At 63.7% G+C, this 24,814-nt stretch carries 25 protein-coding genes; 13 read left to right on the plus strand and 12 right to left on the minus strand.

Going from position 1 to position 24,814, the window contains the following annotated elements; all coding sequences use genetic code 11:
* Nucleotides 1–192: 192 nt before the first annotated feature.
* Together ACFFP0_RS22005 and ACFFP0_RS22010 are read right to left on the minus strand one after the other, a co-directional pair.
* Nucleotides 193–1,056: a prephenate dehydratase gene (locus ACFFP0_RS22005; protein WP_377264356.1), complete on the minus strand. Its 864-nt coding sequence runs from the start codon at nt 1,054–1,056 to the stop codon at nt 193–195.
* A gap of 12 nt (nt 1,057–1,068) precedes the next feature.
* Nucleotides 1,069–1,824, minus strand: a complete 756-nt coding sequence (locus ACFFP0_RS22010) for a 3-deoxy-manno-octulosonate cytidylyltransferase (RefSeq protein WP_377264357.1) — start codon at nt 1,822–1,824, stop codon at nt 1,069–1,071.
* Between the two features lie 164 nt (nt 1,825–1,988).
* Between ACFFP0_RS22010 and ACFFP0_RS22015 the strand changes: the two genes are divergently transcribed.
* Entirely contained in the window at nt 1,989–2,576 is a 588-nt protein-coding gene (locus tag ACFFP0_RS22015; RefSeq protein ID WP_377264358.1) for a c-type cytochrome, read from the plus strand.
* 82 nt (nt 2,577–2,658) lie between these two features.
* Here the strand turns inward: ACFFP0_RS22015 and ACFFP0_RS22020 are convergent, their stop codons facing one another.
* Nucleotides 2,659–3,603, minus strand: coding sequence for an AEC family transporter (locus tag ACFFP0_RS22020; protein ID WP_377264359.1), 945 nt, complete (start codon nt 3,601–3,603; stop codon nt 2,659–2,661).
* A 365-nt stretch (nt 3,604–3,968) separates the two neighbouring features.
* Here ACFFP0_RS22020 and ACFFP0_RS22025 point away from each other — a divergent pair, with 365 nt between their 5' ends.
* Nucleotides 3,969–4,961 carry an adenosine kinase gene (locus ACFFP0_RS22025; RefSeq protein ID WP_377264360.1) on the plus strand — a complete coding sequence of 331 codons (993 nt, stop codon included), beginning with the start codon at nt 3,969–3,971 and terminating at the stop codon, nt 4,959–4,961.
* Here the strand turns inward: ACFFP0_RS22025 and ACFFP0_RS22030 are convergent.
* Entirely contained in the window at nt 4,954–5,493 is a 540-nt protein-coding gene (locus ACFFP0_RS22030) for an SH3 domain-containing protein (RefSeq protein ID WP_377264361.1), read from the minus strand. The genes ACFFP0_RS22025 and ACFFP0_RS22030 overlap by 8 nt on opposite strands.
* A 156-nt stretch (nt 5,494–5,649) precedes the next feature.
* Here ACFFP0_RS22030 and ACFFP0_RS22035 point away from each other — a divergent pair, with 156 nt between their 5' ends.
* Nucleotides 5,650–6,654, plus strand: a complete 1,005-nt coding sequence (locus ACFFP0_RS22035) for a 2-hydroxyacid dehydrogenase (protein ID WP_377264362.1) — start codon at nt 5,650–5,652, stop codon at nt 6,652–6,654.
* A 2-nt stretch (nt 6,655–6,656) separates the two neighbouring features.
* On the opposite strand, the gene ACFFP0_RS22040 is transcribed toward ACFFP0_RS22035, so the two are convergent.
* The 3 genes from ACFFP0_RS22040 to recF all read right to left on the minus strand — a co-directional run bounded on the left by ACFFP0_RS22040 (nt 6,657) and on the right by recF (nt 9,206).
* Nucleotides 6,657–7,127 carry a GNAT family N-acetyltransferase gene (locus ACFFP0_RS22040; RefSeq protein WP_377264419.1) on the minus strand — a complete coding sequence of 157 codons (471 nt, stop codon included), beginning with the start codon at nt 7,125–7,127 and terminating at the stop codon, nt 6,657–6,659.
* Nucleotides 7,127–7,897, minus strand: coding sequence for a molybdopterin-synthase adenylyltransferase MoeB (moeB, locus tag ACFFP0_RS22045; RefSeq protein WP_377264363.1), 771 nt, complete (start codon nt 7,895–7,897; stop codon nt 7,127–7,129). The genes ACFFP0_RS22040 and moeB overlap by 1 nt, the downstream gene beginning before the upstream one ends.
* A gap of 184 nt (nt 7,898–8,081) precedes the next feature.
* Nucleotides 8,082–9,206, minus strand: a complete 1,125-nt coding sequence (gene recF, locus ACFFP0_RS22050; protein WP_377264364.1) for a DNA replication/repair protein RecF — start codon at nt 9,204–9,206, stop codon at nt 8,082–8,084.
* Between the two features lie 760 nt (nt 9,207–9,966).
* Between recF and ACFFP0_RS22055 the strand changes: the two genes are divergently transcribed.
* The 4 genes from ACFFP0_RS22055 (at nt 9,967) to ACFFP0_RS22070 (ending at nt 13,078) form a co-directional block, all read left to right on the plus strand.
* The gene (locus tag ACFFP0_RS22055; RefSeq protein WP_377264365.1) at nt 9,967–11,466 is read left to right on the plus strand and encodes a globin-coupled sensor protein; all 1,500 of its coding nucleotides are present in this window, start codon (nt 9,967–9,969) and stop codon (nt 11,464–11,466) included.
* Nucleotides 11,467–11,635: 169 nt separating this feature from the next.
* On the plus strand, nt 11,636–12,175 hold the full coding sequence (locus ACFFP0_RS22060) for a cupin domain-containing protein (protein WP_377264366.1): 540 nt from the start codon (nt 11,636–11,638) through the stop codon (nt 12,173–12,175).
* Nucleotides 12,172–12,378: a SlyX family protein gene (locus ACFFP0_RS22065; protein WP_377264367.1), complete on the plus strand. Its 207-nt coding sequence runs from the start codon at nt 12,172–12,174 to the stop codon at nt 12,376–12,378. The genes ACFFP0_RS22060 and ACFFP0_RS22065 overlap by 4 nt, the downstream gene beginning before the upstream one ends.
* Before the next feature lie 118 nt (nt 12,379–12,496).
* Nucleotides 12,497–13,078 carry a LysE family translocator gene (locus ACFFP0_RS22070; protein WP_377264368.1) on the plus strand — a complete coding sequence of 194 codons (582 nt, stop codon included), beginning with the start codon at nt 12,497–12,499 and terminating at the stop codon, nt 13,076–13,078.
* A 196-nt stretch (nt 13,079–13,274) separates the two neighbouring features.
* Here the strand turns inward: ACFFP0_RS22070 and dnaJ are convergent, their stop codons facing one another.
* The 3 genes from dnaJ to ACFFP0_RS22085 form a co-directional block, all read right to left on the minus strand.
* Nucleotides 13,275–14,411, minus strand: coding sequence for a molecular chaperone DnaJ (gene dnaJ, locus ACFFP0_RS22075; protein WP_377264369.1), 1,137 nt, complete (start codon nt 14,409–14,411; stop codon nt 13,275–13,277).
* Between the two features lie 96 nt (nt 14,412–14,507).
* Nucleotides 14,508–16,409: a molecular chaperone DnaK gene (gene dnaK, locus ACFFP0_RS22080; RefSeq protein ID WP_377264370.1), complete on the minus strand. Its 1,902-nt coding sequence runs from the start codon at nt 16,407–16,409 to the stop codon at nt 14,508–14,510.
* Between the two features lie 196 nt (nt 16,410–16,605).
* Nucleotides 16,606–19,041: a transglycosylase domain-containing protein gene (locus tag ACFFP0_RS22085; protein WP_377264371.1), complete on the minus strand. Its 2,436-nt coding sequence runs from the start codon at nt 19,039–19,041 to the stop codon at nt 16,606–16,608.
* A 197-nt stretch (nt 19,042–19,238) separates the two neighbouring features.
* Between ACFFP0_RS22085 and ACFFP0_RS22090 the strand changes: the two genes are divergently transcribed.
* The 5 genes from ACFFP0_RS22090 to ACFFP0_RS22110 all read left to right on the plus strand — a co-directional run bounded on the left by ACFFP0_RS22090 (nt 19,239) and on the right by ACFFP0_RS22110 (nt 21,570).
* Nucleotides 19,239–19,412, plus strand: coding sequence for a hypothetical protein (locus ACFFP0_RS22090; RefSeq protein ID WP_377264372.1), 174 nt, complete (start codon nt 19,239–19,241; stop codon nt 19,410–19,412).
* A gap of 174 nt (nt 19,413–19,586) precedes the next feature.
* Entirely contained in the window at nt 19,587–19,769 is a 183-nt protein-coding gene (locus ACFFP0_RS22095) for a hypothetical protein (protein ID WP_377264373.1), read from the plus strand.
* Nucleotides 19,770–20,019: 250 nt separating this feature from the next.
* Complete coding sequence (locus ACFFP0_RS22100; protein WP_377264374.1) at nt 20,020–20,232, plus strand: hypothetical protein; 213 nt, start codon at nt 20,020–20,022, stop codon at nt 20,230–20,232.
* A 658-nt stretch (nt 20,233–20,890) separates the two neighbouring features.
* Nucleotides 20,891–21,103 (plus strand): hypothetical protein, encoded by a 213-nt coding sequence (locus ACFFP0_RS22105; protein ID WP_377264375.1) that lies wholly within the window; start codon nt 20,891–20,893, stop codon nt 21,101–21,103.
* 95 nt (nt 21,104–21,198) lie between these two features.
* Nucleotides 21,199–21,570: a hypothetical protein gene (locus ACFFP0_RS22110; protein ID WP_377264376.1), complete on the plus strand. Its 372-nt coding sequence runs from the start codon at nt 21,199–21,201 to the stop codon at nt 21,568–21,570.
* A 91-nt stretch (nt 21,571–21,661) separates the two neighbouring features.
* Here the strand turns inward: ACFFP0_RS22110 and ACFFP0_RS22115 are convergent, their stop codons facing one another.
* Nucleotides 21,662–22,144 (minus strand): YbaK/EbsC family protein, encoded by a 483-nt coding sequence (locus tag ACFFP0_RS22115; protein WP_377264377.1) that lies wholly within the window; start codon nt 22,142–22,144, stop codon nt 21,662–21,664.
* A 476-nt stretch (nt 22,145–22,620) separates the two neighbouring features.
* Here ACFFP0_RS22115 and ACFFP0_RS22120 point away from each other — a divergent pair, with 476 nt between their 5' ends.
* Complete coding sequence (locus ACFFP0_RS22120; protein ID WP_037151572.1) at nt 22,621–22,830, plus strand: cold-shock protein; 210 nt, start codon at nt 22,621–22,623, stop codon at nt 22,828–22,830.
* Between the two features lie 446 nt (nt 22,831–23,276).
* Here ACFFP0_RS22120 and ACFFP0_RS22125 read toward each other — a convergent pair whose 3' ends face one another.
* Complete coding sequence (locus ACFFP0_RS22125) at nt 23,277–24,665, minus strand: dipeptidase (RefSeq protein ID WP_377264378.1); 1,389 nt, start codon at nt 24,663–24,665, stop codon at nt 23,277–23,279.
* Between the last annotated feature and the right edge of the window lie 149 nt (nt 24,666–24,814).

The raw sequence follows: 24,814 nt of genomic DNA on the forward strand, positions 1-24,814 counted from the left end.
CGCAGAGGGACCGGAGTTGCGCGGAAAAACACACCGAACGGGACACGTCGCGTGTCACTTATCAATTTCAATACGAGGCACTCGACGTGTCCCGGCCGAAACCTTGCCCCCGGTCAAACCGGGAGAAAATCAACCGGGATCGCCAAGGGATTATTGCGCCTGTCGTCATATGGCTTCACGCCGGGGCGTTCCTCACCCCTTCTGCAGCGCTCCCCGCATCGGATGGCCCTTGTAGGTGCCGAGGATGCGGACCTTCTCCGAGAAGAAGCGCAGTTCCTCCAGCGCGCGGCGCACGGGCGCGTCGTCGGGATGTCCCTCGATATCCGCATAGAACTGCGTCGCCACGAACTTGCCGCCGAGCTGATAGCTTTCGAGCTTCGTCATGTTGATCCCGTTCGTCGCAAAGCCGCCCATCGCCTTGTAGAGCGCGGCCGGAATGTTGCGGACGTTGAACACGAAAGTCGTGACGATCACTTCCGAGGGATCGCTCCGCGGCACCCATTTTTCATCGCGGGACAGGATCACGAAGCGGGTGACGTTGTTTTCGGTGTCCTCGACATTCTCGGCCAGGATCTCCAGTCCGTAGAGGTCGGCGGCAAGCCGCGGGGCGAGCGCCGCCATGGAGCGGTCGCCCTTTTCCGCCACCAGTTTGGCCGCCCCCGCGGTGTCGCCCGCCACGACCGCTTTCCAGCCGTTGGCGCGGATGACCTTGCGGCACTGGCCGAGCGCGTGGATATGGCTGTGGACGGTGCGGATTTCCTCGCGCGCGACCCCCGGCAGGACCATCAGCTGGAAGTGGATCGGCATGAAATATTCGCCGACGATATGCAGCCGCGATTCCGGCAGGAGATAATGGATGTCGGCGACGCGGCCGGCGATCGTGTTCTCGATCGGGATCATCGCCAGATCGGCGTCGCCGTTTTCAAGCGCCTGGAAGGCATCCTCGAACGTCGGGCAGGGCAGCGGCTCCATGGTCGGGAACATGTCGCGGCAGGCCATGTCGGAATTGGCGCCGTGGTCGCCCTGGAAGGCGATGCGATTGGTGGGAGCGTTCATCGGAGACATCCGTCAGGAAGCACGCGCGGCAAGCATTGCACGCGCCTTTTCAAGGTCGGCGGGAGTATCGACACCGAGCGGCACGGAGTCAACGATTTCAGCATCGATGCGCATGCCGGCTTCCAGCGCCCGGAGCTGCTCGAGCGATTCGCGCCTTTCGAGCACGGACGGTCCGAGCGACACGAATTTTTCAAGCGCGGCGCGGCGGTAGGCGTAAAGCCCGATGTGGTGATAGAGCGGACCGTTGCCGTAGGGCGCGGTGGCGCGGGTGAAATAAAGCGCCCTCAGCCGCGTCGGGGAAAGCGGCGAGCCGACGATCTTCACCACGTTCGGATTGGTCTTTTCATGCTCGTCGGTGATCTCGACCGTCAGCGTCGCGATGTCGGTCGAGGGATTTTCGAGCGGACGCAGGGAGGCGCGCACGGCCTCCGGCTCGATCGTCGGCAGGTCGCCCTGCACGTTGATGACGAAATCCGCCTTCGCATCGGGGTCGGCTTTCCGCACGGCTTCGAAGATGCGGTCGGAACCCGACTGGTGATCCTGGCGGGTCATCACGACCTCGAACCCGGCGGCGGCCACCGCATCGTAGACGTCCTGATGATCGACCGCGACGATGATTCGCCCGGCTTCCGCTTCCCGCGCGCGCTTTGCCACCTGGACGATCATTGGCAGTCCGGCGATATCAGCCAGGGGTTTTCCTGGCAGGCGTGTCGAGGCCATTCTGGCCGGGATCAGCACCAGCGTCCGGTCAAAAGCCGAATTCTTCATGGGGGGACCCTTCTATTCCCGCGGAAACAGTGTCAAAAAGTCTCACGAGCGGGACGAATATCGTGTTGCAACGATGATGCAAAAGACATAGGTTCCGCGCAATTTCAAGATGGTCCGCCCTGGGAATGGGGGAGGGACAGGCGGTTGCGAAGGAGCGGTTGCGGATGAATTCCTATGTGAACATGGCTGCAGGCGCCCTGCTTGCTACGGTTTTCGTCATGATGTCGGTGTCGATTGCCTCGGAGGGCATCTTCCATTCGCCGCTTCCTGAAAAGGCCGGTTTTGCCATCGTTGCCGCCGAAGAGCCGGCTGCCGGCGAAGGTGGCGGCGAAGCCGCTCCCGCCGCCGTTCCGGTCGGGCAACTGCTTGCCAAGGCCGATGCCGCTGCCGGCGCGGCCGTTTTCAAGAAGTGTCAGAGCTGTCATTCCATCGAGAAGGGCGGGCCGAACAAGGTCGGCCCGGACCTCTGGGGCGTTGTCGGCCGCCCGGTCGCCTCGCATGAAGGTTTCGCCTATTCGGCGGGCATGAAGGATTTCTCCAAGGGCGGTTCGGAAACCTGGACCTTCGATCACCTGAACCACTTCCTGACGGCCCCCAAGGCCTATGTGAAGGGCACGGCCATGGGTTTCGCCGGTCTCAAGAACGACACCGAGCGCGCCAACCTGCTCGCCTATATTCGTGAACAGTCCGACAGCCCGGCTCCTCTTCCGGACCCGAACGCGGCGCCGGCCGCCCCGCCGGCCACGAACTGATCGGCCGCAAGGCGGAGTTTTTCCACAGATCGGATGCCCGGCTTCGGCCGGGCATTTTCGTTATGGGGTTCCGCTTCCGGAATCAGCCGAGCAGCCAGGCCCAGAAGCTGACGGTGACGACGCCGAAGGCCGTGGTGATGCTGATCACCGAGGCCGCCAGGCTGTGGCCGGCGCGGAAACGCTGGGCGATCAGCCAGGCGTTGATGCCGGTCGGGACCGAGGCCGTCAGCACCAGCGCCGCCGTCCAGTCGGCGGGCAGGCCGAGGAGGTGGCCCGCGAGGAACACGACCGCCGGCAGCAGCGTGAGCTTCAGCAGCGCCGCGGTGCCTGAAAGGCCGATATCGCCACGGATCTGGTATCGCGTCAGCGCCATGCCGATCGACAGCAACGCCACAGGGCCTGCGGCGGCCGAGAGCTGGTCGACGACGGTGGCGATCACCGGCGTCAGATGCAGGCCGAGGAGGTTGAAGATCACGCCGGCGAGGAGGGCGATCACCAGCGGATTGCGGGCGAGATTGGTGCCGACCTGCTTCAGGATGGCCATGATGCCGCGCTTTTCCCGCCCGTCGGTCCTGGCGACCGCGCCCTCCATCAGGATGGTGCCCGCCACCATCATCAGCGGCAGGTGGATTGCAAGCAGGATGGAGAGCGCGACCAGCCCGTCCTTGCCGACGATGTGGGCGACGAGCGGCAATCCGATGAAGACGTTGTTGGCGAAGGAGGCGGACATGCCGGTAATGACGCCGAGCTTGGCATCCCGCCCGAAGACGCGGGTGGCGATGAGATGGCCTGTCGCCCAGGTGACGGCGACGCCGAGAAAATAGGCCATCCACAGCCGGAAGGGCGAGACACCCTCGAAATGCGCGTCCGTGAGCGTCCGGAAGATCAGCATGGGCACCGCGATCTTGAAGACGAATTCACCCAGCGCGTCGCCGGTTTCCTCCTTCAAGATCCCGGTTTTCGCCGACACCCAGCCGACCAGGATCAGGATGAAGACGGGCACGACATTCACGAGAACGGAAGACACGGCAGGCAAGCTTTCGACAGACCAGGTTTTATGCGTCTAGCGCATATCGCAGGCCGCGACAAATGCGTTGATCGCAGAGGAACTTTCCGCAGGCGGGAGTGTCGGCCGCCAGCCAACAAAAAAGCGGGGCAATCCCCGCTTTCCCTCCTGGTCTCGTCCAGGACCCCGGATACTACGCCGCCAGTTCATCCGTGGTCGGCAGTACAACCGGATCGGGGATCTGTATAACCCCGGATCGTGACAGGGGCATGACGCTTGCCGGAAAGCCTTGTCTTGCCGGCATTGCCGTTATTTCTGCTTCCAATCGGGTCGAAACAGGAATACCGGTTTTCGCGGATCAACCTGTTCAAGAGGATCAAGACCGGATGCCCAAATTCGACGTGCTGACCATCGGCAACGCCATTGTGGATATTCTTGCCCGCTGCGAAGACAGCTTTCTGAGCGAGAATGCGATCATCAAGGGAGCGATGAACCTGATCGATGCCGAGCGCGCCGAACTTCTCTATTCGAAGATGGGCCCGGCGGTGGAAGCCTCGGGCGGCTCGGCAGGAAACACGGCCGCCGGCATCGCCGGTTTCGGCGGCAGGGCCGCCTATTTCGGCAAGGTCGCGGAAGATCAGCTCGGCACCATCTTCCAGCACGATATCCGGGCCCAGGGCGTGCATTACCAGACGAAGCCGGAAGGCACCTATCCCCCGACCGCCCGCTCGATGATCTTCGTCACGCCGGATGGCGAGCGCTCGATGAACACCTTTCTCGGAGCCTGCGTCGACCTCGGTCCGGAACATGTCGAGGAGGATGTGGTCGCTGAGGCGAAGGTCACCTATTTCGAGGGCTACCTCTGGGACCCGCCGCGCGCCAAGGAGGCGATCCGCGAGGCCGCCCGCATCGCCCATGCGCATGGCCGCGAGGTCTCGATGACGCTCTCCGATCCCTTCTGCGTCGGCCGTTACCGGGCGGAATTCCTCGATCTGATGCGCTCCGGCACGGTCGACATCGTCTTCGCCAACCGGCAGGAGGCGCTCTCGCTCTACGAGACGGAGGATTTCGAACTGGCGCTGGAGAAGATCGGGCAGGATTGCAAGCTCGCGGCGGTCACGCTCAGCGAGGAAGGCGCGGTCGTCATCCGTGGCGGCGAGCGCGTGAAGGTCGCGGCCTATCCGATCAAGGAACTGGTCGACACGACCGGTGCGGGCGATCTTTTCGCGGCCGGTTTCCTCTTCGGCTACACGCAGGGCCGTTCGCTCGAGGATTGCGGCAGGCTCGGCTGCCTGGCGGCCGCCATCACCATCCAGCAGATCGGCCCGCGCCCGATGGCGTCGCTGAAGGAGGCGGCCGGGGCGGAAGGCCTTATTTGAAGGCTTCGCCCGGATAGGCGCCCCAGATCTCGCCCTGCGCGACCCAGCCTTCGGTGCCGCCGGCTTCCGCGCGGCACCAGTCGCCGTTGCATTCGTCTATGCTGAGCACGACGCCGGGCTCCAGCTTGGCGACGATGCCGGCGCTGGCCTGCGGGTCGCGGCGCATGTTGACGAAGATGTCCTTGCCCTTGCCGCGCATCCAGGGTGCGGCAACCGCGGTGCGCTCGCCGGAAAGCAGCGCCTGGTTCACCCAGCCCTCGGTGCCCTCGGCATCGCGCACGCGCCGCCAGTTCTCGTATTCCTGGATGACTTCCATCGGCGTTCCGGATTTCATGTACATCCAGGAGACGGCGTAATCCGTGCTCGGGCCGATCCGGATATTCACCTTCCTCGACTTGAGGCTGACGAAGCGCGGCAGCGGCAGGCCGCTTGCCCCTTTTGCGCCCTGGGCGTAAGCCGTTGTCGAAATGGACAGGCAGGTGGCGATGCCGAAGGTGAAAGCGGCGAGGGAGCGGAGAATGACGCGACGCATGAGTATGGTTCCGGCTGAAAGACCACGGGCGTCGAGCCGACCTTCGCGAGGTTTTGTTTGTCTTCGCCGACGGGTCTGGTAGAAAACGCCCTGGATGAACCGAATATCGCGCGACTTGGTTAAGGACCTCCTAAAAGGCGCCGGATAGCGAACCTCATGACGGCAAAAAAGAAACCCAAGGTCTACATCACCCGCAAGCTCCCGGACGCGGTGGAAACCCGCATGCGGGAACTGTTCGAGGCCGAACTCAATATCGACGATGCGCCGCGCACGCGCGACGAGATCGCCGCGGCGATGAAGACCGCCGACGTGCTGGTGCCGACGGTCACCGACAGGATCGACGAGGCGCTGATTGCCGAGGCCGGGCCGCAGCTCAAGCTGATCGCCAGCTTCTCCAACGGTTTCGATCATATCGACGTGGATGCCGCCGCCAGGAAAGGCATCACGGTCACCAACACGCCCAACGTCCTGACCGAGGACACCGCCGACATGACGGTGGCGCTGATCCTGGCCGTCAACCGGCGGCTGGTGGAAGGTTCGCGCATCCTCACGGACCGCCCGGGGGACTGGGCCGGCTGGAGCCCCACCTGGATGCTGGGACGGCGCATCTGGGGCAAGCGCATCGGCATCGTCGGCATGGGGCGCATCGGCACCGCCGTTGCCCGCCGGGCCAAGGCCTTCGGCCTGTCGATCCACTACCACAACAGGAAGCGGGTCAACCCGGCGACCGAGGAAGAGCTGGAGGCGACCTATTGGGACAGCCTCGACCAGATGCTCGCCCGCGTCGATATCGTCTCGGTCAACTGCCCGTCGACGCCGGCGACCTTCCACCTGCTTTCCGCGCGCCGGCTGGCGCTGATGCAGCCAAGCGCGATCATCGTCAACACGGCCCGCGGCGACATCATCGACGAGGCGGCGATGATCCAGCTTCTGCGTGACGGCAGGATCGCCGGCGCCGGCCTCGACGTCTACCAGAACGAACCGGTGGTGAATCCGAAGCTCGTCAAGCTGGCGAACCAAGGCCGCGTCGTCCTGCTGCCGCACATGGGGTCCGCGACGATCGAGGGCCGGATCGACATGGGCGACAAGGTGATCATCAACATCCGGACCTTCTTCGACGGGCATCGCCCGCCGAACCGGGTGCTGCCGGGCCGCAACTGAGATCAGGCCAGCCGCTTCTGCATTTCGATGGAGGTGGTGCGGGCAAAACCCGGATGGGATTTCTCGGCGGTCCTGGAAAAGCCCCACCGCGCGAAGGTGGCGTGATTGCCGGCAAGCTCGATCCGGGCCTCGAGCCTGAGCGCCGGCAAGCCCCTTTCCCGGGCGACGTCCTCGGCGATCGTCAGCAGCCGGCGGCCGAGACCCTTGCCCTGATGGTCCGGCGCGACGGCGAGCTTGCCGATATAGAGGAAACCGGGTTCGGGCCTCAGGAAAACGCAGCCGGCGAGTCCCCCGTTCTCGATCGCGGCGAAGGCGGTTTCGGCCTTCGCCTTTTCGGCGAGCGATGCCGGCGTCAGCAGATGCGCCGAGGAAGGCGGGTCGATGACGCCGTCCATATAGGCGAAGGACGCAAGGATGAGCGCCAGCAGCTCGTCGAAGCGGCTGAAATTCTCGTCGATGCGGATCGTTTCGATCATTCGGCGGCAGCCTTCGCGGCACGTCGCCTGTATTTGATCGTGTCGAACCGGGCGGCGAGCGAATCGTAGAGCATCAGCCGGCCGACGAGCGGTTCGCCGATGCCGGTCAGAAGCTTGATCGCCTCCATGGCCATCACCGTGCCGATGACGCCGGTCAGCGCGCCGACGATGCCGGTTTCGGCGCAGGAGGGGATGAGACCTTCCGGCGGCTTCTCCGGGAAGAGATCGCGGTAGGTGGGATTGAGAGCGCCGTCCGCCCCCGCCTCATAGGGCTTCAGCACCGTCACCGAACCGTCGAACCGGCCGACCGCCCCGGTCACCAGCGGAATCCTGGCGCGTTCCGCCGCATCGGCCGCGGCATAGCGGGTGTCGAAATTGTCGGAGCCGTCGATCAGCAGGTTGAAGCGGGAAAGATGCCGTTCTGCCCATTCCAGCGAGAAGCGCTCCTCGAAATCCACGATCCGGACGTTCGGGTTGAGTCTGGCGATCGCGTCGCGCGCGCTCTTCGTCTTCATCTCGCTGATCGTGCCGGTATCGTGGATGACCTGCCGCTGCAGGTTGGAAAGGGAAACGCGGTCGTCATCGACGATGCCCAGCGTGCCGATGCCGGCAGCGGCCAGGTATTGAAGGACCGGCGCGCCAAGCCCGCCGGCTCCGACCACCAGCACGCGCGCGTTCTTCATCTTCTGCTGTCCCGCGCCGCCGATCTCCGGCAGCAGGATATGGCGGCGATAACGCTCGATTTCTTCGCGGGTGAGGGTGTCCATGGAGTGAGCATAGCACCGGGGAAGGGAGGGTGTAAGATAGTTTAATTGGCTGCCACGATGCGCTGTCGGCCATGACCCCGTCATGCCCGGGCCTGTTCCGGGCATCCGCAACGGCCCGATATTTAGATTCTTGGGATAAGCCCAAGGATGACGAGGGAGTTCTTCACGGGCTGCTCGCCGAACCTCAGCCGCCGATGCCGCCGTGTGCGACGGTGAAGAACTGCGCCCGGTCGGCGAGCGCGGAAAACATTCCTCTGTCGGTGCCGGTCATGAAGGACTGGCCGCCGAGACCGTGGACAAGGTCGAACAGGGCCGTGCGCCGTCCCTCGTCGAGATGGGCGGCGATCTCGTCGAGCAGCAGGACCGGCGCCGAACCGGTCATGTCGGCGGTCAGGCGCGCATGGGCGAGCACGAGGCCGATCAGCAGCGCCTTCTGTTCGCCGGTCGAGCAGCGCTCGGCCTCCATGTCCTTCTCGCGGTGCCGGACGAGAAGATCGGAGCGGTGCGGCCCTTCGAGCGTGCGTCCGGCGGCGGCATCCCGTCCGCGTCCGTTGCGCAGCATGTCGAGGTATTCCTCCTCCAGGTCGGCGGCCGGCCGGTCCGCCGCATGGCCGAGAAAGCCTTCGAGGGCGAGAACCGGCGAGGGGAAGGGTGTTTCGCCGGAACCGGCCGACAGGGTCCTGAGAAGCCCGAGCATCTCCTGGCGCGCCGCGGCCATGGCGATCCCGAGGCTCGCCATCTGGGCCTCGATCGCCGAAAGCCAGGAGGGATCGAAACGTCCCTCCGAAAGCAGGCGGTTGCGGCTTCTCATGGCGCGCTCGAAATCGCTCGCCCGGCGGCCATGCGCGGGATCGAGCGAAAGCACGAGCCGGTCGAGGAAGCGCCGTCTGTCCGCCGAAGGACCGGTGAAGAGACCGTCCATCGCGGGGGTGAGCCAGAGGACGCTCAGATGGTCGGACAGTTCCTCGGTCGATTTAGCCGGCGTGCCGTTGATCCGGAGCTTGCGGCTCGCGGTTTCGCCATCGATGCCCTCGATGCCGGTGCCGATCGAGACCTCGCCCTCCATCCCGTCGACATCGGCGAAGATGGCGAAGCCGCCGGCGGCGCCGACACGCGTGACATCGGTCAGGACGGCGCGGCGAAGGCCGCGGCCCGGCGAAAGGAAGGAGACCGCTTCCAGAAGATTGGTCTTGCCGGCGCCGTTCTCGCCGGTCAGCACCACATGTCGCCCGTCGAGCACCAGCGCCGCTTCCGCATAGTTGCGGAAATCGGTGAGCTTGAGCCGGGAAAGGGAGATCTTCTGCGCCATCGGGAATCTTCAGTGTCGTTGAACAGGAGCTAAGGTTTCGAAGCCCGGATGGCAAGCGTTTGCGTCCATGCGGTCGAACGGGCTGGCCTTTTCCCCCGTGCGGCTTGCTCCCTCTTCTCCCCGGCGGGGAGAAGAGGGAGCGCTTCGCCTGCCCATCACTCCATAAAAACCCCGGCATGACTTGCTCACACGCAATCCGGGGAAGGCTGCCCGGAGAAGGCTTGATAGGAAGGTTTGCCTGTCACGGACCACCCTTCCATGGCTTTCACCTCTTCCACCTTTCCCGCACGTTACGGTTCCGATGAAAGCGCCGGCTCCCGCCTGCCCGCGAACGTCTCGCGAAATGCTCCGGCGACGGAAGCGGGGCTATTGCAGGCACAGCGGAAAGCGGCGGGGATGGACGGGAGCGCGTCTCCTGTTTCCTCCTCTGCGGGAGGGATAAGAAAATCAGCGACTTGACCGACAGGCCGCGCGCCGAATTCTTCAAGCCGGGGGAAATTTCGTCCCCGCCGGCAAGATGGCCGCACCGTCTCGACGACAAGAAGATCGCCATGTCCCGGCCGAATACTGCGGGTTTTTCCGCGTTGGAAAGAAGAGTTTCAGGGGCATGTTTCTTCGGTCCTTCTTTATTACGATTGTTGCGAATTCACCCGCATGGATAACAGTCCATTAAGACTTAATTCCTAGAAATGACCCTGCACACGCAAGCACTTCTCAAGCCCGGATGTTCGGGTTGCCCCCCTTCCTCCTGGAGTTATCCATGAAAGACCAGAAGCAGAAAGCTGATCTGAACGAGCGACTGGAATTCGTCGGTCTCGGCGAAGAACAGCGCCGGCATCTCTCCGAAATCCAGCCGGTCATCAGGAATGCTCTCGGCGCCACGCTGGATGCTTTCTATCGCAAGATGAAAGCCCAGCCGCACACGGCGAAGTTCTTCTCCAGCGAAGCGCACATGGAGCAGGCCAAGGGGCGGCAGTTCAAGCATTGGGAAGGGATCGCCTCCGGCCGGTACGATGCGGGCTATGTCGATGCCGTTTCGCGGATCGGCCATGCCCATGCCCGCCTCGGGCTGGAGCCGCGCTGGTATATCGGCGGATATGCGCTGGTTCTCGACGGGCTCATCCGGGCTGTGGTCAAGGAGGAGGTCAAGGGGTTCTTCAAGGAGAAGAAGGCCCGCGCCCTTTCCGACCACCTGACGGCCATCGTCAAGGCCGCCTTGCTCGACATGGACTACAGCATCTCCATCTACCTGCAGGCGCTGAACGACGAGCGCGAACGGGCGGAGGCGCAGCGCGAGCAGGCGAAAAGCGAGCAGGACACGGCGCTCGCCGCCCTGGACGCGGCGCTCGGAAGCCTTTCCGAACGGGATCTGACGGCCGAGCTGTGGCAGGAGCTCGCACCGGATTTCGCCAAGCTGAAACAGAACTACAATGCCTCCATCGCGGAACTGGATTCCGCCATGCGCGAGATCGACAGTTCGGTGGAACAGGTCCGTGCCGAGGTGCATGGCATTTCCTCCGGCTCCGACAACATGGCCAAGCGCACCGAACAGCAGGCATCCGCCCTGGAGCAGACGGCGGCGGCGCTGGAGGAAATCACCACGATCGCGGCCCAATCGGCGCAGCGCACGCGTGAAGTGCAGGACATCGTCCGCGATTCCGCCGCCGAGACCGTTCTCTCGGGCCGGGTGGTGGAAGAGGCGATCGCCGCCATGGGCGATATCGAGCAATCCTCCCGGAAGATGACGCAGATCATCGGCGCGATCGACGAGATCGCCTTCCAGACCAATCTGCTCGCCTTGAACGCGGGCGTCGAGGCCGCCCGCGCCGGCGAGCAGGGCAAGGGCTTTGCGGTCGTCGCCCAGGAGGTCCGCGAGCTCGCCCAGCGTTCGGCCGCCGCGGCGAAGGAGATCAAGGAACTGATCGACCGGTCCTCCGCCGACGTGCATCGCGGCGTCGATCTCGTCAACAAGACGGGCGAAGCCCTGGTCAGCATCGGCGCGCGGGTGAAGTCGATCGACGAACATATCGGCTCCATCGCGCTGTCGGCCCAGGAACAGTCTTCCGGCATCGAGGAGATCAATTCCGCGGTCCGCGACATGGACCAGATCACCCAGCAGAACGCCGCGCTGATGGAAAAGACCCATGCCTCGACCCAGAGCCTCGTCGGCATCAGCAGCCGCCTTGCCGCGCTGGTCGGACGGTTCAAGACGAAGGCTTCGCGCGAGGCCTTCGTGGAGCGGCCCCGCCTTCGGGCCTGACCCGGGACGCCCGATCCGAACCTGTGGCGCGCCGCGCCGAAAGCCGGACCGGCATCGCGAATCCATTCACATCGGCCCGAAAATCGATTTCGATTTTCGGGCCGATGTTATAGTGTCGCGCCTTTCCAAGAAATTGGGTCGAGAGACATTGGGCCAAGGGAGATTGGGCATGACCGACCAGGACCGTCCTTCCTGCATCCGACACTGGACCGAGGTCGAGAAGCCGACCGAAACGCATTATCGCGGCGACGACGAACTGATGGGTTTCGGCGCGGCGCTCGGCCGGCATTTCGGCCTGACCCGGCTCGGCATCCATCACCATCGCCTGCCGCCCGGCCGCCGCACCTCGTTCCCGCATGCCGAAAGCCTGGAGGAGGAATTCGTCCATGTGATCGAGGGCACGCCGGATGTCTGGCTGGACGGCGAACTGCACCGCCTGAAGCCGGGCGACTCGGTGGGTTTTCCGGCAGGCACCGGCCTGGCGCACACGTTCATCAACAATACGCAGGCCGAGATACGCCTGCTGGTCGTCGGCGAGACGGAGAAACCCGAAAACCGCATCGTCTATCCCAGGAATCTCGACATGCAGCCGGTCCGGTCCGACTGGTGGAATGACGCGCCCGTCCGGCCGCTCGGAGCCCATGACGGCATGCCGGACAAGGTTCGGGCCTGGAAGGCCGCGAAGGGCGGCGAGGGAAAGAGGCAGTGACCGACGAGGAAAGACTGGTGAAGCTCGAGGAGCTCGCCGCCCATCAGGCAAAGGTGATCGAGGAACTCTCCGACCAGCTTGCCGGGCAATGGAAGGTGCTCGACCAGACGCGCATCAAGCTCGACCGCCTGACGGAGCGGTTTCTGGAGCTGGAGGAGACGTCGCGGGAGGCAGCGCCCGTCACCAGGCCGCCGCATTATTGAACGGCTGGATTGAATGCCTGGATTGAATGTTTGGGCTTGATGGAAATCAAGGGAGGCGCGGGAGGCGCCTGCTATCGGGGAATGGCCGGAATCGCCGGCATTCCGGACAGGTCGCTTCATGACGCCCTTGCAATTCATCCTCGCCATCCTGCTGCTTCTGTGCACGCCCGGACCGACGAACACGCTGATGGCGCTCGGCGGCTATTCCCGCGGCTGGGCGAGGGCCCTGCCGCTGATCCCGGGCGAGCTTTTCGGCTATCTCGTCGTGATCGTTCCGGTGGCCACGCTCGCGGCCCCTTTCTTCGATGCCTATCCCGAGGCTGCGATCTGGACCAAGCTCGCGGCCGGCCTGTGGGTCCTGTATCTGAGCTATCGCCTGTGGACGTCCGGGAAGAAGGCGAAGGAGGGCGCGGAGATTTCCGTCCGGCAGGTCTTCGTGACGACCGTGCTCAATCCCAAGGCGCTGATCATCGCGCTCGTCATCATGCCGCATGCCGGGTTGCTGCGGCTTCTGCCCTGGCTCGGCCTGTTTGCGGCGCTCGTCCTGTTTGCCGCCAATGGCTGGATAGTGTTCGGCAACCTGATGCGCCGGACCGAAAGATTCGAGATCAAGCCGGTCCTCGTGCATCGCGTCGCGGCGGCCTGCCTTTTCCTGTTCGCGATGATCCTTGCGAGCTCTTCGATCCAGTCGCTTGCCTGATTGAGCCGGCCTTTACCTGAGCTGAGCATCCCGCCCGAGCCGAGGTCGCAGGTCAGGCCGATGCCCTGCGCGCCGTCATCCTCGGGCTTATCCCGAGGATCTGCCGTGCTTCGATAGGTCGAAAGGCCTGTATGCCCGGCACGAGGCCGGACATGACGAAAGTGAAGCTGGGGCGCCAAAGGTCGGCGCCGGAAGCTCAGTTGTCGAAGAATTCCTTCATCCGGGCGAAGAAGCCGGTGGATTCCGGATTGTTCTCCTTGGAGGAGAGCTCTTCGAATTCCTGTAGCAGCTCGCGCTGCCGCTTGGTGAGCTTCTGGGGCGTCTCGATCTGGATCTGGATGTAGAGATCACCCGTCTGCGAGGATCTCAGCACCGGCATGCCCTTGCCCTTGAGGCGGAACTGTTTGCCCGCCTGTGTGCCTTCCGGCACGGTGACGCGGGATTTCGTCCCGTCGAGCGTCGCCACGTCGAACGTGCCGCCAAGCGCCGCCGTCGTCATGGAGATCGGCACGGCGCAATAGAGGTCCGCTCCGTCGCGCTGGAAGAACTGGTGCGGCTTCACCGACAGGAAGATATAGAGGTCTCCCGCAGGTCCCCCGCGCGTGCCGGCCTCGCCTTCGCCCTGCAGGCGGATGCGGGTGCCGTCCTCGATGCCGGCCGGAATGTTGACCGACAGCGAGCGCTCTTCCGTGACGCGGCCCTGGCCGTGGCACTTGGTGCAGGGATCGGTGATCGTCTGGCCCCGGCCATGACAGGTCGGGCAGGTCCGTTCGACCGAGAAGAAACCTTGGGAGGCCCGCACGCGGCCGGAACCCTGGCAGGTGGCGCAGGTCTTCGGCTGCGTGCCGGGCTTGGCGCCCGAGCCAGAACAGACGTCGCAGGTGATCGAGGTCGGGACTCGGATCTGCGCCGTCTTGCCGGAGAACGCTTCTTCCAGCGAAATTTCCATGTTGTAGCGAAGGTCGGCGCCGCGCTCGCGGCCGCCGGCCGAGCGGCGGGCGCGCCCGCCACCCATCATCTCGCCGAAAATGTCCTCGAAGATATCGGAGAACCCACCGGCGCCTGCGCCCGAGAAGCCGCCTGCGCCACCGCCGCCCATTCCGCCCTGCTCGAAGGCGGCATGGCCGAAACGGTCGTAGGCCGCGCGCTTCTGGGGATCTTTCAGGGTCTCGTAGGCCTCGTTGATCTCCTTGAACTTCTTCTCGGCCTCATCATCGCCCGGATTCTTGTCCGGATGATATTTCATGGCCAGCTTGCGGAAGGCGCTTTTCAGTTCCTTCTCGTCGGCCGATCTGCCGACACCCAGCGTTTCGTAAAAGTCTGCTTTTGCCATGGAGATAACCGGCTCCGGAAAGGGTTCCGGCTGCACGAAGGCAGCCGGATACTTCAGTCAACTATGGTCGAGGTCTTGCCATCAGGCAACCGACGATCAAGCCGACTTCTTGTCGTCCTTGACTTCCTCGTAATCGGCATCGACGACATCGTCGTCCTTGCCGCCTTCGGAGGATGCCCCTTCCGCCTGCTGGGCCTCGTAGATGGCCTGGCCGAGCTTCATGGAGACTTCCATCAGCGTCTGCGTCTTCGCCTGGATGTCGTCGGCATCCGGCTCGGAAGCCTCGACGGCGGTCTTCAGCGAAGCGACGGCATCCTCGATCGCCTTCCGGTCGGTCTCGGAAACCTTGTCGCCATATTCCGTCAGCGACTTCTCGGTCGAGTGGATCAGGCTTTCGGCCTGGTTCTTGGCTTCCACGCCGGCGCGGCGCTTCTTGTCGGCCTCGGCATTGGCCTCGGCGTCCTTGACCATCTTCTCGATCTCGGCGTCGGAGAGGCCGCCGGAGGCCTGGATGCGGATCTGCTGTTCCTTGCCGGTGCCCTTGTCCTTGGCCGAAACCTGCACGATGCCGTTGGCGTCGATGTCGAAGGTGACTTCGATCTGCGGCATGCCGCGCGGCGCCGGCGGCAGGCCGACGAGGTCGAACTGGCCGAGCAGCTTGTTGTCGGCCGCCATTTCACGCTCGCCTTGCGAAACGCGGATCGTCACGGCCTGCTGGTTGTCCTCGGCGGTCGAGAAGGTCTGCGACTTCTTGGTCGGGATCGTCGTGTTGCGATCGATCAGCCGGGTGAAGACGCCGCCGAGCGTTTCGATGCCGAGCGACAGCGGGGTCACGTCGAGCAGCAGAACGTCCTTGACGTCGCCCTGCAGAACGCCGCCCTGGATCGCGGCGCCCATGGCGACCACTTCATCCGGGTTGACGCCCTTGTGCGGCTCCTTGCCGAACAGCTGCTTGACGGTTTCCTGCACCTTCGGCATGCGGCTCATGCCGCCGACGAGCACGACTTCGTCGATTTCGGCAGCGGTGACGCCGGCATCCTTGAGGGCGGCCTTGCAAGGCGCCACGGTGCGCTGCACGAGGTCGTCGACCAGGCTTTCGAACTTGGCGCGGGTCAGCTTCAGCGTCAGGTGCTTCGGACCGGTCGCATCGGCCGTGATGAACGGCAGGTTGATTTCGGTCTGCTGCGAGGACGAGAGCTCGATCTTGGCCTTTTCCGCAGCTTCCTTGAGGCGCTGCAGGGCAAGCTTGTCGTTCTTCAGGTCGATGCCCTGGTCCTTCTTGAACTCGTTGGCGAGATATTCGACGAGGCGCATGTCGAAGTCCTCACCGCCGAGGAAGGTGTCGCCGTTGGTGGACTTCACCTCGAAGACGCCGTCGCCGATTTCCAGCACGGAGATATCGAAGGTGCCGCCGCCAAGGTCGTAGACGGCGATCGTCTTGCCGTCCTTCTTGTCGAGGCCGTAGGCGAGAGCGGCAGCGGTCGGCTCGTTGATGATGCGCAGAACGTCGAGACCGGCGATGCGGCCGGCATCCTTGGTGGCCTGGCGCTGGGCGTCGTTGAAGTAGGCCGGGACGGTGATGACGGCCTTCTCGACCTTTTCACCGAGATAGGATTCGGCGGTTTCCTTCATCTTCTGAAGGACCATCGCGGAAATCTGCGACGGGGAATACTTCTTGCCATGGGCTTCGACCCAGGCGTCGCCATTGTCGCCCTTGACGATGTGGAAGGGGACGAGGCTCTTGTCCTTCTCGACCGTCGGGTCGTCGTAGCGGCGGCCGATCAGGCGCTTGACGGCGAACAGGGTGTTCGTGGGGTTGGTGACTGCCTGGCGTTTCGCCGGCTGGCCGACAAGGCGCTCGCCATCATCGGAAAATGCGACCATGGAGGGCGTGGTACGCGCGCCTTCGGCGTTCTCGATCACCTTCGCGTCCTTGCCGTCCATGATGGCGACGCAGGAATTGGTGGTTCCGAGGTCGATGCCAATTACTTTTGCCATTTCTTCTCTCTCCTTTAAGCGAACCGTCGGAACCCCGTTCAGGCATTCCCTTGACAGTTCCTCGACTGGGATGGTCTCGCAGCATCGGCTGCGGTCATGCCGCGTATATAAGGACGGGTTTTTCCGACTGCAAGGCGGGAAATCGCCTGTATCTCAGCAAATATAAGAGTTTGCTCCATCCTTTTGCGAGGACGCTTCATTGACCCATGAGGATGTCGAAGAGCGTCGTCTGCCGCGGCTGCCGCGTGGAGCCTGTTTCACCCACCTCGCCGGGCGGAATGGGACCGCCTCCGACCTCGACGGGCGGGACCGGACCGGGTGAGTCGTAGGGGCCGCGATACTGGCGGTAATCGCGCACCGGCACGTCGGCGGGCGGCACGATATCGCCGCGAGGACGGCGGTCGTCGTAGGCGGGCCGGTCCCCATGGGGATTGTTCCCGGCGGAGGCGGAATCCTGCGCCGGCGGGCGCGGCGCCGGCGGGTAGTCGGCGGGAGGTTCCTCCTGCGCATGGCGCGAGGAGCCCGGAAGAATGCCGGAAATGATATCGCCGATCGTCGTCGGCTCGGAGGCCGGCTGGGTCGCCGCGGGCGGCAGTTCGAGGCCGCGTCCGCTGCCGAACAGCGGCGTCGGCGTATAACCCTTCATGGCGGCCGTCATGTATTCCTTCCAGGCCTTGGCCGGCAGGCCGCCGCCGGTCACCTTCTTCATGAAGGCGCCGTCGTCGTTGCCGAACCAGATGCCGGTGGTCATGATGCTGGTATAGCCGACGAACAGCGCGTCGCGGAAAGACTGGGTCGTGCCCGACTTGCCGGCCGCCTGCCAGCCGTCGACCCGCGCGGCCTTGCCCGTGCCTTCGTTGATGACGCGGTTCATCATGCTGTTCATCGTGGCCGCGACCGGTTCGCTCAGCACGCGGGGCGGACTGGTATAGTCGGCCTCGTAGAGCACCTTGCCGTCGGTATCGCTGATGCGTTTGACGATATGCGGGGTCGCCTTGTAGCCGCCGTTCATGAACGAGGCATAGGACGAGGTGAGTTCGACCAGCGAGACTTCCGATGTGCCGAGCGCGATCGAGGCGTTGGACTGGAGTTCGGATTCGATCCCCAGCCGGTGGGCGAGGCTCACCACGTTGTCCGGGCCGACCTCCATGACGAGCTGGGCGGCGATGGTGTTGAGCGACTGCGCGAAGGCGGAAGCCAGCGTCACCTCGCCGCGATATTTCTGGTCGTAATTCTCCGGCGTCCAGTTGCCGATCTTCACGGGCGCGTCGTTGCGGACGGAATCGGGCCGGTTGCCCGCTTCCAGCGCGGCGGCATAGACGAAGGGCTTGAAGGCCGAGCCCGGCTGCCGCTTTGCGCGGGCCGCGCGGTTGAACTGGCTTGTCGCATAATCCCGGCCGCCGACGACCGCACGGATCGCGCCCGTCGCGTCGACGGAAACGAGGGCCGCCTGCGAGGCGTTGAGCTTGCCGCCCTCTTTCTTCAGGACGTCGTTCAGCGCCTTTTCGGCCGCCGATTCGAGGCGAAGATCGATCGTGGTCTCCACGACGACGTCGACCTTCGGTTCGCCGATCAGGCTCTTCACCTCGTCGACGACCATGTCCGCCGCATAGTGCTGCGCCCCCGACCAGTAGCTCTTGGCCTTGGCCGGCGGTTGCGACATGGCGCTCTTCAGGTCGCTATCGGTGATATAGCCTTCTTCCCGCATGGCGCCGAGAACCACCTGCGCACGGGCTTCCGCTGCCTGGGGATCGCGGGCGGGCGACAGGCGGGACGGCGCCTTCAGGAGACCGGCAAGCGTCGCCGCCTCGCCGAGATTGACGTCGCGCGCGGACTTGTTGAAGTAGCGCCGGGACGCCGCTTCCACGCCATAGGCGTTCGAACCGAAGAAGACCCGGTTCAGGTACATGGCGAGAATCTGGTCCTTGGTGAACTTGTGCTCCAGCCAGAAGGACAGCAGCACTTCCTGGATCTTGCGTTCGAAAGTGCGCTCCGGAGAAAGGAACAGGTTCTTGGCGAGCTGCTGGGTGATGGTCGAGCCACCCTGGATCGGCTGGCCGGTCAGGTTGTTGACGAAGGCGCGCGCAAGCCCCAGTGGGTCGACGCCGAAATGGTAATAGAAGCGCCGGTCCTCGATGGCGATCACCGCCTGGGGCAGATAGGGCGACATCTCTTCCAGCGCCAGCGCCTCGCCGCCGGTCGAGCCGCGGTTGGCGATGACCGAGCCGTCTATCGCCGTGATCTTCATGTTCGGCGGGCGGTCGGGGATCGTCCAGGTGCTGGCCGACGGCATCCGCGCGCCGTAATAGAGGACCAGGCCGCCGACGGCTATGCCGCCCCAGATGCCGAGGACGACGCACCAGTAGACCAGTCTCCGCAACGGGCCGAAAAAGCCGCCGCCTCCTCCCCCTCGCCGGGGAGCTTTCCTGCGGGGCGGGCGGCCGCGTTCCGCGCGCTCGGAACGGTCGTTTCGCTCCGTGCGGTCGTCGTTTCGCTCGGCTTTCGGCTGGCGTCTGGCAGGCCGTCCCGTGCCGGCGATGCGTTCGTCCGCGTCGAGCCGGAAATCGTCGCCCGCCCGCGAACCCTCGAAGGACGGCTCGACGCGCCTGTCTGATCTGCCCCTGGCTGCCATGATGAGCCGGCGTACCCCCATATCTCGCCTGTCGAAACAGGCCGTTGCTCAAATGTCCGATCGCCCGAGCCTTCGCTGGACTCTAAATGCGGCGATTTAAGGAGGGGTAAAGGACCGGTTCATCGCCTGCGGGCCGCCGGACCGCTTGACTTTCGTTCTTTTTTGTGAGAACAAAAAGAGAACATATGGAGGTGCCGATGTCCAGAACCGAGCAGGTGATCGAACGCGCCATGGCCGCCGTGGCGGCATCCAGAGCAATCCGCGAGGCGGAAGCCCGGCGGCGGCGCGAGACGTTCCAGAAGATCCAGATCGCCAACCAGCGAAAACCGAACATTCCGAAGGGCATCCAGCTTTCGCTGGACCTGCATTGAGCCTTCCGGACGGCTTGTACGACGGCCTCCGGCGGTCCCTCGCGGCGCCGGATCGAAGCCGGATCGAAGATGGCCGGCGGCTTCTTTTCCTCACCTTAAAAAAATCCTATTTCAGGTGGAACAAAAAACCGGAATCCCCGTTAAGAGGGATTCCACCTTGGAGGAGGGGAGGAAATGCACAAGATCGTCGAGGCGGTCGTCCGCAAGGGAGACCAATGCGTGCCGGTTGGGCTGGTCAGTATCAAGCAAGCCCTCGAAATGCCCGATAAACCATCGTTCGAATTCAGTCATCCTGCCTATGAAGCGGGAAAGACGGACATATTCGTGAACCGGGAAACCCTTTCGAAGCTGATGTGACGGGCTCCGCCGCATCGGCCTGAAAACCGGAACCGATTTCGAAAAGCGCGACGGGTGGGGTGGCCGCAGGCCCTCGCGGTTTTTGCGCGTCGGTGACGCGCGGTTCCGTATGCCGGGGCGCGGAACGGGGAAGAGCCGGGACCAGGGAAAACCGGCGGGATGATGGCGCCTGGAAACGCAAATTCGTGATTTCTGGTTCATCGCGCGGCGGAGTAACGTGCTGCCGCAACCATAGCGAAAGGAGAATGACATGAAGGCATTTCTCGTCATCGCAGCCGTTCTCGGTCTGTCGTCGTCCGCAGCCCTTGCGGAATGCGCCGGCCACAACGTGACGGCTTCCGCCAAGGTGGACAAGGAAATCACCACGGCAAGCATTGCAACGCCGGCAACCGACAAGCGCACTGAAGAAGCCGTTGTCCTGAAGCGCCAGCAGGCCGAAGGACAGGTCGAAGCCGCCGAATGACCGTTTCACCCGCGCCGGTTCGTGTCCGGCGCGGGTTCCCCTTGCCGGGCCCGCTGCGGAACTTCCCGTTTTCCGCTGTGTTGTCTCCGAAAAGGAGGCGGCCATGGCCAGAAAATCTCGCGATGCCGGCTTCACCGGCGAAGTAAGGAAGAAAACGGGTGTCGCCCCGGGGCGAAGACCGCGACGCGCAGGGTGGGCGACGAGGCGGGCATGGCCGCGCCCATGCGATCGATCATCCGTCGATCACGGGTTCGACCGTGGCGATCGCGGGTTTTCTGAGTCTTGTCGTCGGCTATCGGCTGGGTGCGTCACTGGCGTGGCGCGATCGCCGGCGGTGATGCTGCGCTGCAATTCTGGTTAGCAACCCGCGGCGGGCTGCACGTCCATATGCCATAAAAGCAATTTTAGGTAGAAATCCGTACGGGCATACCCCTATAATATACCCCTCTATAGTTGTTGTTGCCAATTTATTAGAAAAGGCTCACGCTAACTCATCTTCGATCGGGAGACCCATCTCTCCCCGGGGCGGTGGAAGGTCGGTCCGGGCCGGTCGCAATACAAGGGCCGCTGGATATTGCTTCCGACCCGGTTGCGAAAGAGGCAAAAAAGAGGGAGAAGAGCGGGTTTCTGATCGGATGTATATGGTCGGGAGGGTACAATGTCTACACAGATGGTCCGCAGCCCTGTCAATCCGGAACAGCTCAACCTGTTGCAGGAGGTTTTCGACCAGGCCTGTGCCGAGCACCATATCGACAAGGCGAGCCCCGATGCGGAGGCGCTTGCGCTCATTCTCGTGAACTCCCTGCAGAAGGGTTCGGGAGACAAGGACAGGCTGGCGGCGCTTGCCGAAACCCTGGCGAGGAGCCGTTGAAGCGCCGCATGGCGCCGGTCTGCAGCTTTGCATAAGGAACCTATCGGCCCCTCGACAGTTGACCGGTCTCTCGATCAACGCGCAAGGAGGCCGGCATGGCAGAACCAGTCAGAAACCTGAAAACGTCCGTCAAATCGAACAGCCCGTCTTTCGATCAGGAGCCGGGTGAGGATTTCAACGTCGAGATCGCGACGTTGCGCTCCGAGATCGCCGATCTGCGCGAGCTTCTCGCCGAAAAGACGGGCCTTGCCTATGACCGGATCGCCGAACGGGCAAGCGGCGCCGCGAGCTATGTGCAGCAGGAGGCCAGTTCCGTGGCCGGCACAATCCGCGAGCATCCCGCCGCCACGACAACGCTCTTCACGCTGATCGGCGCGATCGGCTTCGCGATCGGTTACGTCGTCGCGACAGCGTCCTCCGAAAGCAAACAGGCCTGGTATCGCCGTTATCTCAACGATCGCCTGTAGAACGCCATGCGTCCGGATGGACGCATGAAGGACGCTCGAACCTATTGAATCGATGTCATGGCCGCACCGGCGCGCGCGCCGCGCTCCGGCTTCAGGCCGCGACGTGGCCGTTGGGTTCCTGGCCGACGTCGACCCATGTCGCGCCGGTCAGGTCCGCCATGCGCTGGGGAGCGATGCGGACGGCGGCGTTGGTGGCGCCGGCGGCCGGTACGACTTCCTGGAACTTCCGGAGCGAAACGTCGCAATAGACCGGAATCCCGGAGGGCAGGCCGAAGGGGCAGACGCCGCCGACCGGATGGCTGGTGATCGCCACGACGTCCTCGCCGCCCAGCATGCGGGGCTTGGCGCCGAAATGATCCCGGAACTTGCGGTTGTCCAGCCGGCTGGTTCCGGCCATGACGATCAGCGCCGTCATCTCCCCGGCCCGCACGCAGATCGTCTTGGCGATCTGCTCGGGGGCAACGCCGTGGGCGGCGGCGGCAAGCGCCACCGTTGCCGAGCTTTCCTCGGTGACGATGACCTCGATATCGGGAGCGTGGGCGGCGAAAAAGGCGCGGACGGATTCAAGACTCATGGACCGCAGGATGGCGCAGGAAGGAGCCTGTCGCAAGCGGCGACGGAAGGTATGCATTTTTTGCATTGCTGCGGTGCGAAATTCTGGCTGTTTTTTAAGCTTCGATGCTGTATAACACAATCATCGAAGGGCGCACTCCTCCTCCCAAGCGCCCTCGATAGGACCAACAACACCTCCTCCTCCCGGTTGTTGGTCAGTTTCAGAAGCCCGGCGCTCCTCCTCCCGCGCCGGGCTTTCTGTATTCAAGTCCCTTGAAATCGTTAGCCCTTTGGGTTCGCTGAGCAGCATCTGCTTTTCCCGATCTTGACCTTTCGGCGCGAACGCCCTAGATGGGTGGCCATCGATATTTGTTTGATAGCCAGCACTACGCGCCTAGCGGCGTTTGCGACGATCTCTCTTCAAATACGAAACTTAAACGTTCCAGAGCGATCTATGCGAGGAACAGTCGGTCATATTTGCAAGGGAAAGGCATCGTTATGGCTACCGGTACTGTAAAGTGGTTCAACGCAACCAAGGGCTATGGCTTCATTCAGCCGGATGACGGTTCGCAGGACGTATTCGTCCATATCTCCGCTGTAGAGCGCGCCGGCCTCGGGCAGCTCAAGGATGGCCAGAAGCTCTCCTATGAACTCGTCAGCGACAAGCGTTCGGGCAAGGTTTCGGCAGATCGCCTCCAGGCGGCCTGATCGCGGCGGAAACCCGAGTCGAGACGAAAGGCCGGTTCGCCGGCCTTTTGCTTTTTTGGGTGATTTCAGGTTTGCCTCTTGCAAACGGAGATCATCGATCCCATCTGAGGATCAATAGCGTTTCCGACGCACCGCATGGCCAGGGCCGATAAAGGCACGGTGGCCATGTGCGTAACGGCAAATACGGGTGACCGTGCCGTCTCGGGGATGGTTCATATGTCCGTATTAACGGGATGTTTACCGATCTGAGAGACGATGACCGCTAGAGCCGCGTGGGTCTGAAGAAGATCGAAAGCGGCCGCGTCGGAAATGCTTGTCCCATTTCGAGTGACCACGGATGTACTGGCACCGGTGAATGGGAGTGGAAAGGTCGGGCTTGCCCGGCCTTTTTGTTTTCAGGGCCCTGCCGCGAAAGCGGCGGGGCCTTTTGTTTGGGGCCGGAAATGTCAGCCCGCGAGCGCGGCCATGATGCGCGCCCAGGAGCGGATGCCCTTGTGGAAGGATTTCAGGTCGTATTTCTCGTTCGGCGAGTGGACGCGGTCGTCGCTCAGGCCGAAGCCGACCAGCAGGGATTCCATGCCGAGCATGTTCTGGAAATCCCCGACGATCGGGATGGAGCCGCCGACGCCCACGACAAGCGCGGGCTTCTGCCACTCCTCCGAAAGCGCGGTCTTGGCCTTGGTCAGGACGGGAGAATCGTAGGCAAGCTGGATTGCCGGCGAACCTCCGTGCTTCAGGAATTCCACCGAGCAATCCGCCGGAAGTCTGGACTGCACATAGGCGCGGAAGCTGTCCCGGATCTTTTCCGGGTCCTGGTGGCCGACGAGGCGGAAGGAAATCTTGGCCGATGCCTTGGAAGCGATGACGGTCTTGAAGCCCTGGCCGGCATAACCGCCGCTGATGCCGTTGATCTCGCAGGTCGGCCGCGCCCAGATGAGTTCAAGCAGCGAGCGGCCCTTTTCGCCCGCAAGCTCGGAAAGGCCCACCTCGTCCAGGAAGTCGTTGCGGCCGCCGGTCAGCTTTTCCCATGCAGCCTTGATGTTGGCCGGCGTCTCCTCGACGCCGTCGTAAAATCCTTCAAGCGTAACGCGGCCGGTCTCGTCGTGCAGGCCCGCCAGGATTTTCGAAAGGATCTGGATCGGATTGGCCGCTGCGCCGCCATACATGCCGGAATGCAGGTCGCGGTTGGCGGCGGTGACGATGATCTCCTCTCCGACCAGGCCGCGCAGGGAGGCGGTGATCGCCGGCGTGTCCGCGTCCCACATGCCGGTGTCGCAGACGAGCGCATAGTCGGCCTTCAGCTCGGTGGCATTGGCTTCCAGGAAAGGCTGCAGCGAGGGAGAGCCGGATTCCTCCTCGCCCTCGAACAGCACCGTGACGCGCACCGGCAGGCTGCCATGCACGTCCTTGTAGGCCCGGCAGGCCTCGACGAAGGTCAGAAGCTGCCCCTTGTCGTCGGAAGAGCCCCGGCCGGTGATGATCTTGCGGCCGCCGCCGAGGTCCTTGACCTTCGGATCGAAGGGATCGTCCTCCCAGAGCTCGACGGGGTCGACCGGCTGCACGTCGTAATGGCCGTAGAAAAGCACATGCGGCGCATCGGCGACCGCGCCCGGGTGATGGCCGACGACCATGGGATGGCCGGCGGTGTCGTGCACCGAGGCTTCGAAGCCGATCTCCCTGAGATCCGCCGCCAGCCATTCGGCGGCCTTGCGGCAGTCGTCCTTGAAGGCGGGGTCGGTGGAGATCGACCTGATGCGGACGAAGCCGAACAGGCGCTCGAGGCTGGCCGGAAGGTTCTGGTCGGCGCGGGAAAGGACGGAGGAAAGATCGGTCATGAAAGAGATCCTGTCTTGAAATCGAGATCCGGCTCCTCTCGGGAGCTGAAAGTGTCGGTCGTTACGGCCCCGCCTTTGTTAGCAAGCCTTTACGGGTGGGCACAACGGCAAACAGGAAAAAGGATCGCGAGGGACAGGAAGGGAGGCGA

The sequence above is a fragment of the Neorhizobium puerariae genome, assembly GCF_042429745.1.
Taxonomy (GTDB): domain Bacteria; phylum Pseudomonadota; class Alphaproteobacteria; order Rhizobiales; family Rhizobiaceae; genus Neorhizobium; species Neorhizobium puerariae.

Coding starts and splice junctions, on each gene's coding strand:
- ACFFP0_RS22005 (WP_377264356.1), bottom strand. CDS start 1,056: ATGAACGCTCCCACCAATCGCATCGCCTTCCAGGGCGACCACGGCGCC.
- ACFFP0_RS22010 (WP_377264357.1), bottom strand. CDS start 1,824: ATGAAGAATTCGGCTTTTGACCGGACGCTGGTGCTGATCCCGGCCAGA.
- ACFFP0_RS22015 (WP_377264358.1), top strand. CDS start 1,989: ATGAATTCCTATGTGAACATGGCTGCAGGCGCCCTGCTTGCTACGGTT.
- ACFFP0_RS22025 (WP_377264360.1), top strand. CDS start 3,969: ATGCCCAAATTCGACGTGCTGACCATCGGCAACGCCATTGTGGATATT.
- ACFFP0_RS22030 (WP_377264361.1), bottom strand. CDS start 5,493: ATGCGTCGCGTCATTCTCCGCTCCCTCGCCGCTTTCACCTTCGGCATC.
- ACFFP0_RS22035 (WP_377264362.1), top strand. CDS start 5,650: ATGACGGCAAAAAAGAAACCCAAGGTCTACATCACCCGCAAGCTCCCG.
- moeB (WP_377264363.1), bottom strand. CDS start 7,897: ATGGACACCCTCACCCGCGAAGAAATCGAGCGTTATCGCCGCCATATC.
- recF (WP_377264364.1), bottom strand. CDS start 9,206: ATGGCGCAGAAGATCTCCCTTTCCCGGCTCAAGCTCACCGATTTCCGC.
- ACFFP0_RS22055 (WP_377264365.1), top strand. CDS start 9,967: ATGAAAGACCAGAAGCAGAAAGCTGATCTGAACGAGCGACTGGAATTC.
- ACFFP0_RS22060 (WP_377264366.1), top strand. CDS start 11,636: ATGACCGACCAGGACCGTCCTTCCTGCATCCGACACTGGACCGAGGTC.
- ACFFP0_RS22070 (WP_377264368.1), top strand. CDS start 12,497: ATGACGCCCTTGCAATTCATCCTCGCCATCCTGCTGCTTCTGTGCACG.
- dnaJ (WP_377264369.1), bottom strand. CDS start 14,411: ATGGCAAAAGCAGACTTTTACGAAACGCTGGGTGTCGGCAGATCGGCC.
- dnaK (WP_377264370.1), bottom strand. CDS start 16,409: ATGGCAAAAGTAATTGGCATCGACCTCGGAACCACCAATTCCTGCGTC.
- ACFFP0_RS22085 (WP_377264371.1), bottom strand. CDS start 19,041: ATGGCAGCCAGGGGCAGATCAGACAGGCGCGTCGAGCCGTCCTTCGAG.
- ACFFP0_RS22090 (WP_377264372.1), top strand. CDS start 19,239: ATGTCCAGAACCGAGCAGGTGATCGAACGCGCCATGGCCGCCGTGGCG.
- ACFFP0_RS22095 (WP_377264373.1), top strand. CDS start 19,587: ATGCACAAGATCGTCGAGGCGGTCGTCCGCAAGGGAGACCAATGCGTG.
- ACFFP0_RS22100 (WP_377264374.1), top strand. CDS start 20,020: ATGAAGGCATTTCTCGTCATCGCAGCCGTTCTCGGTCTGTCGTCGTCC.
- ACFFP0_RS22105 (WP_377264375.1), top strand. CDS start 20,891: ATGTCTACACAGATGGTCCGCAGCCCTGTCAATCCGGAACAGCTCAAC.
- ACFFP0_RS22110 (WP_377264376.1), top strand. CDS start 21,199: ATGGCAGAACCAGTCAGAAACCTGAAAACGTCCGTCAAATCGAACAGC.
- ACFFP0_RS22115 (WP_377264377.1), bottom strand. CDS start 22,144: ATGAGTCTTGAATCCGTCCGCGCCTTTTTCGCCGCCCACGCTCCCGAT.
- ACFFP0_RS22120 (WP_037151572.1), top strand. CDS start 22,621: ATGGCTACCGGTACTGTAAAGTGGTTCAACGCAACCAAGGGCTATGGC.
- ACFFP0_RS22125 (WP_377264378.1), bottom strand. CDS start 24,665: ATGACCGATCTTTCCTCCGTCCTTTCCCGCGCCGACCAGAACCTTCCG.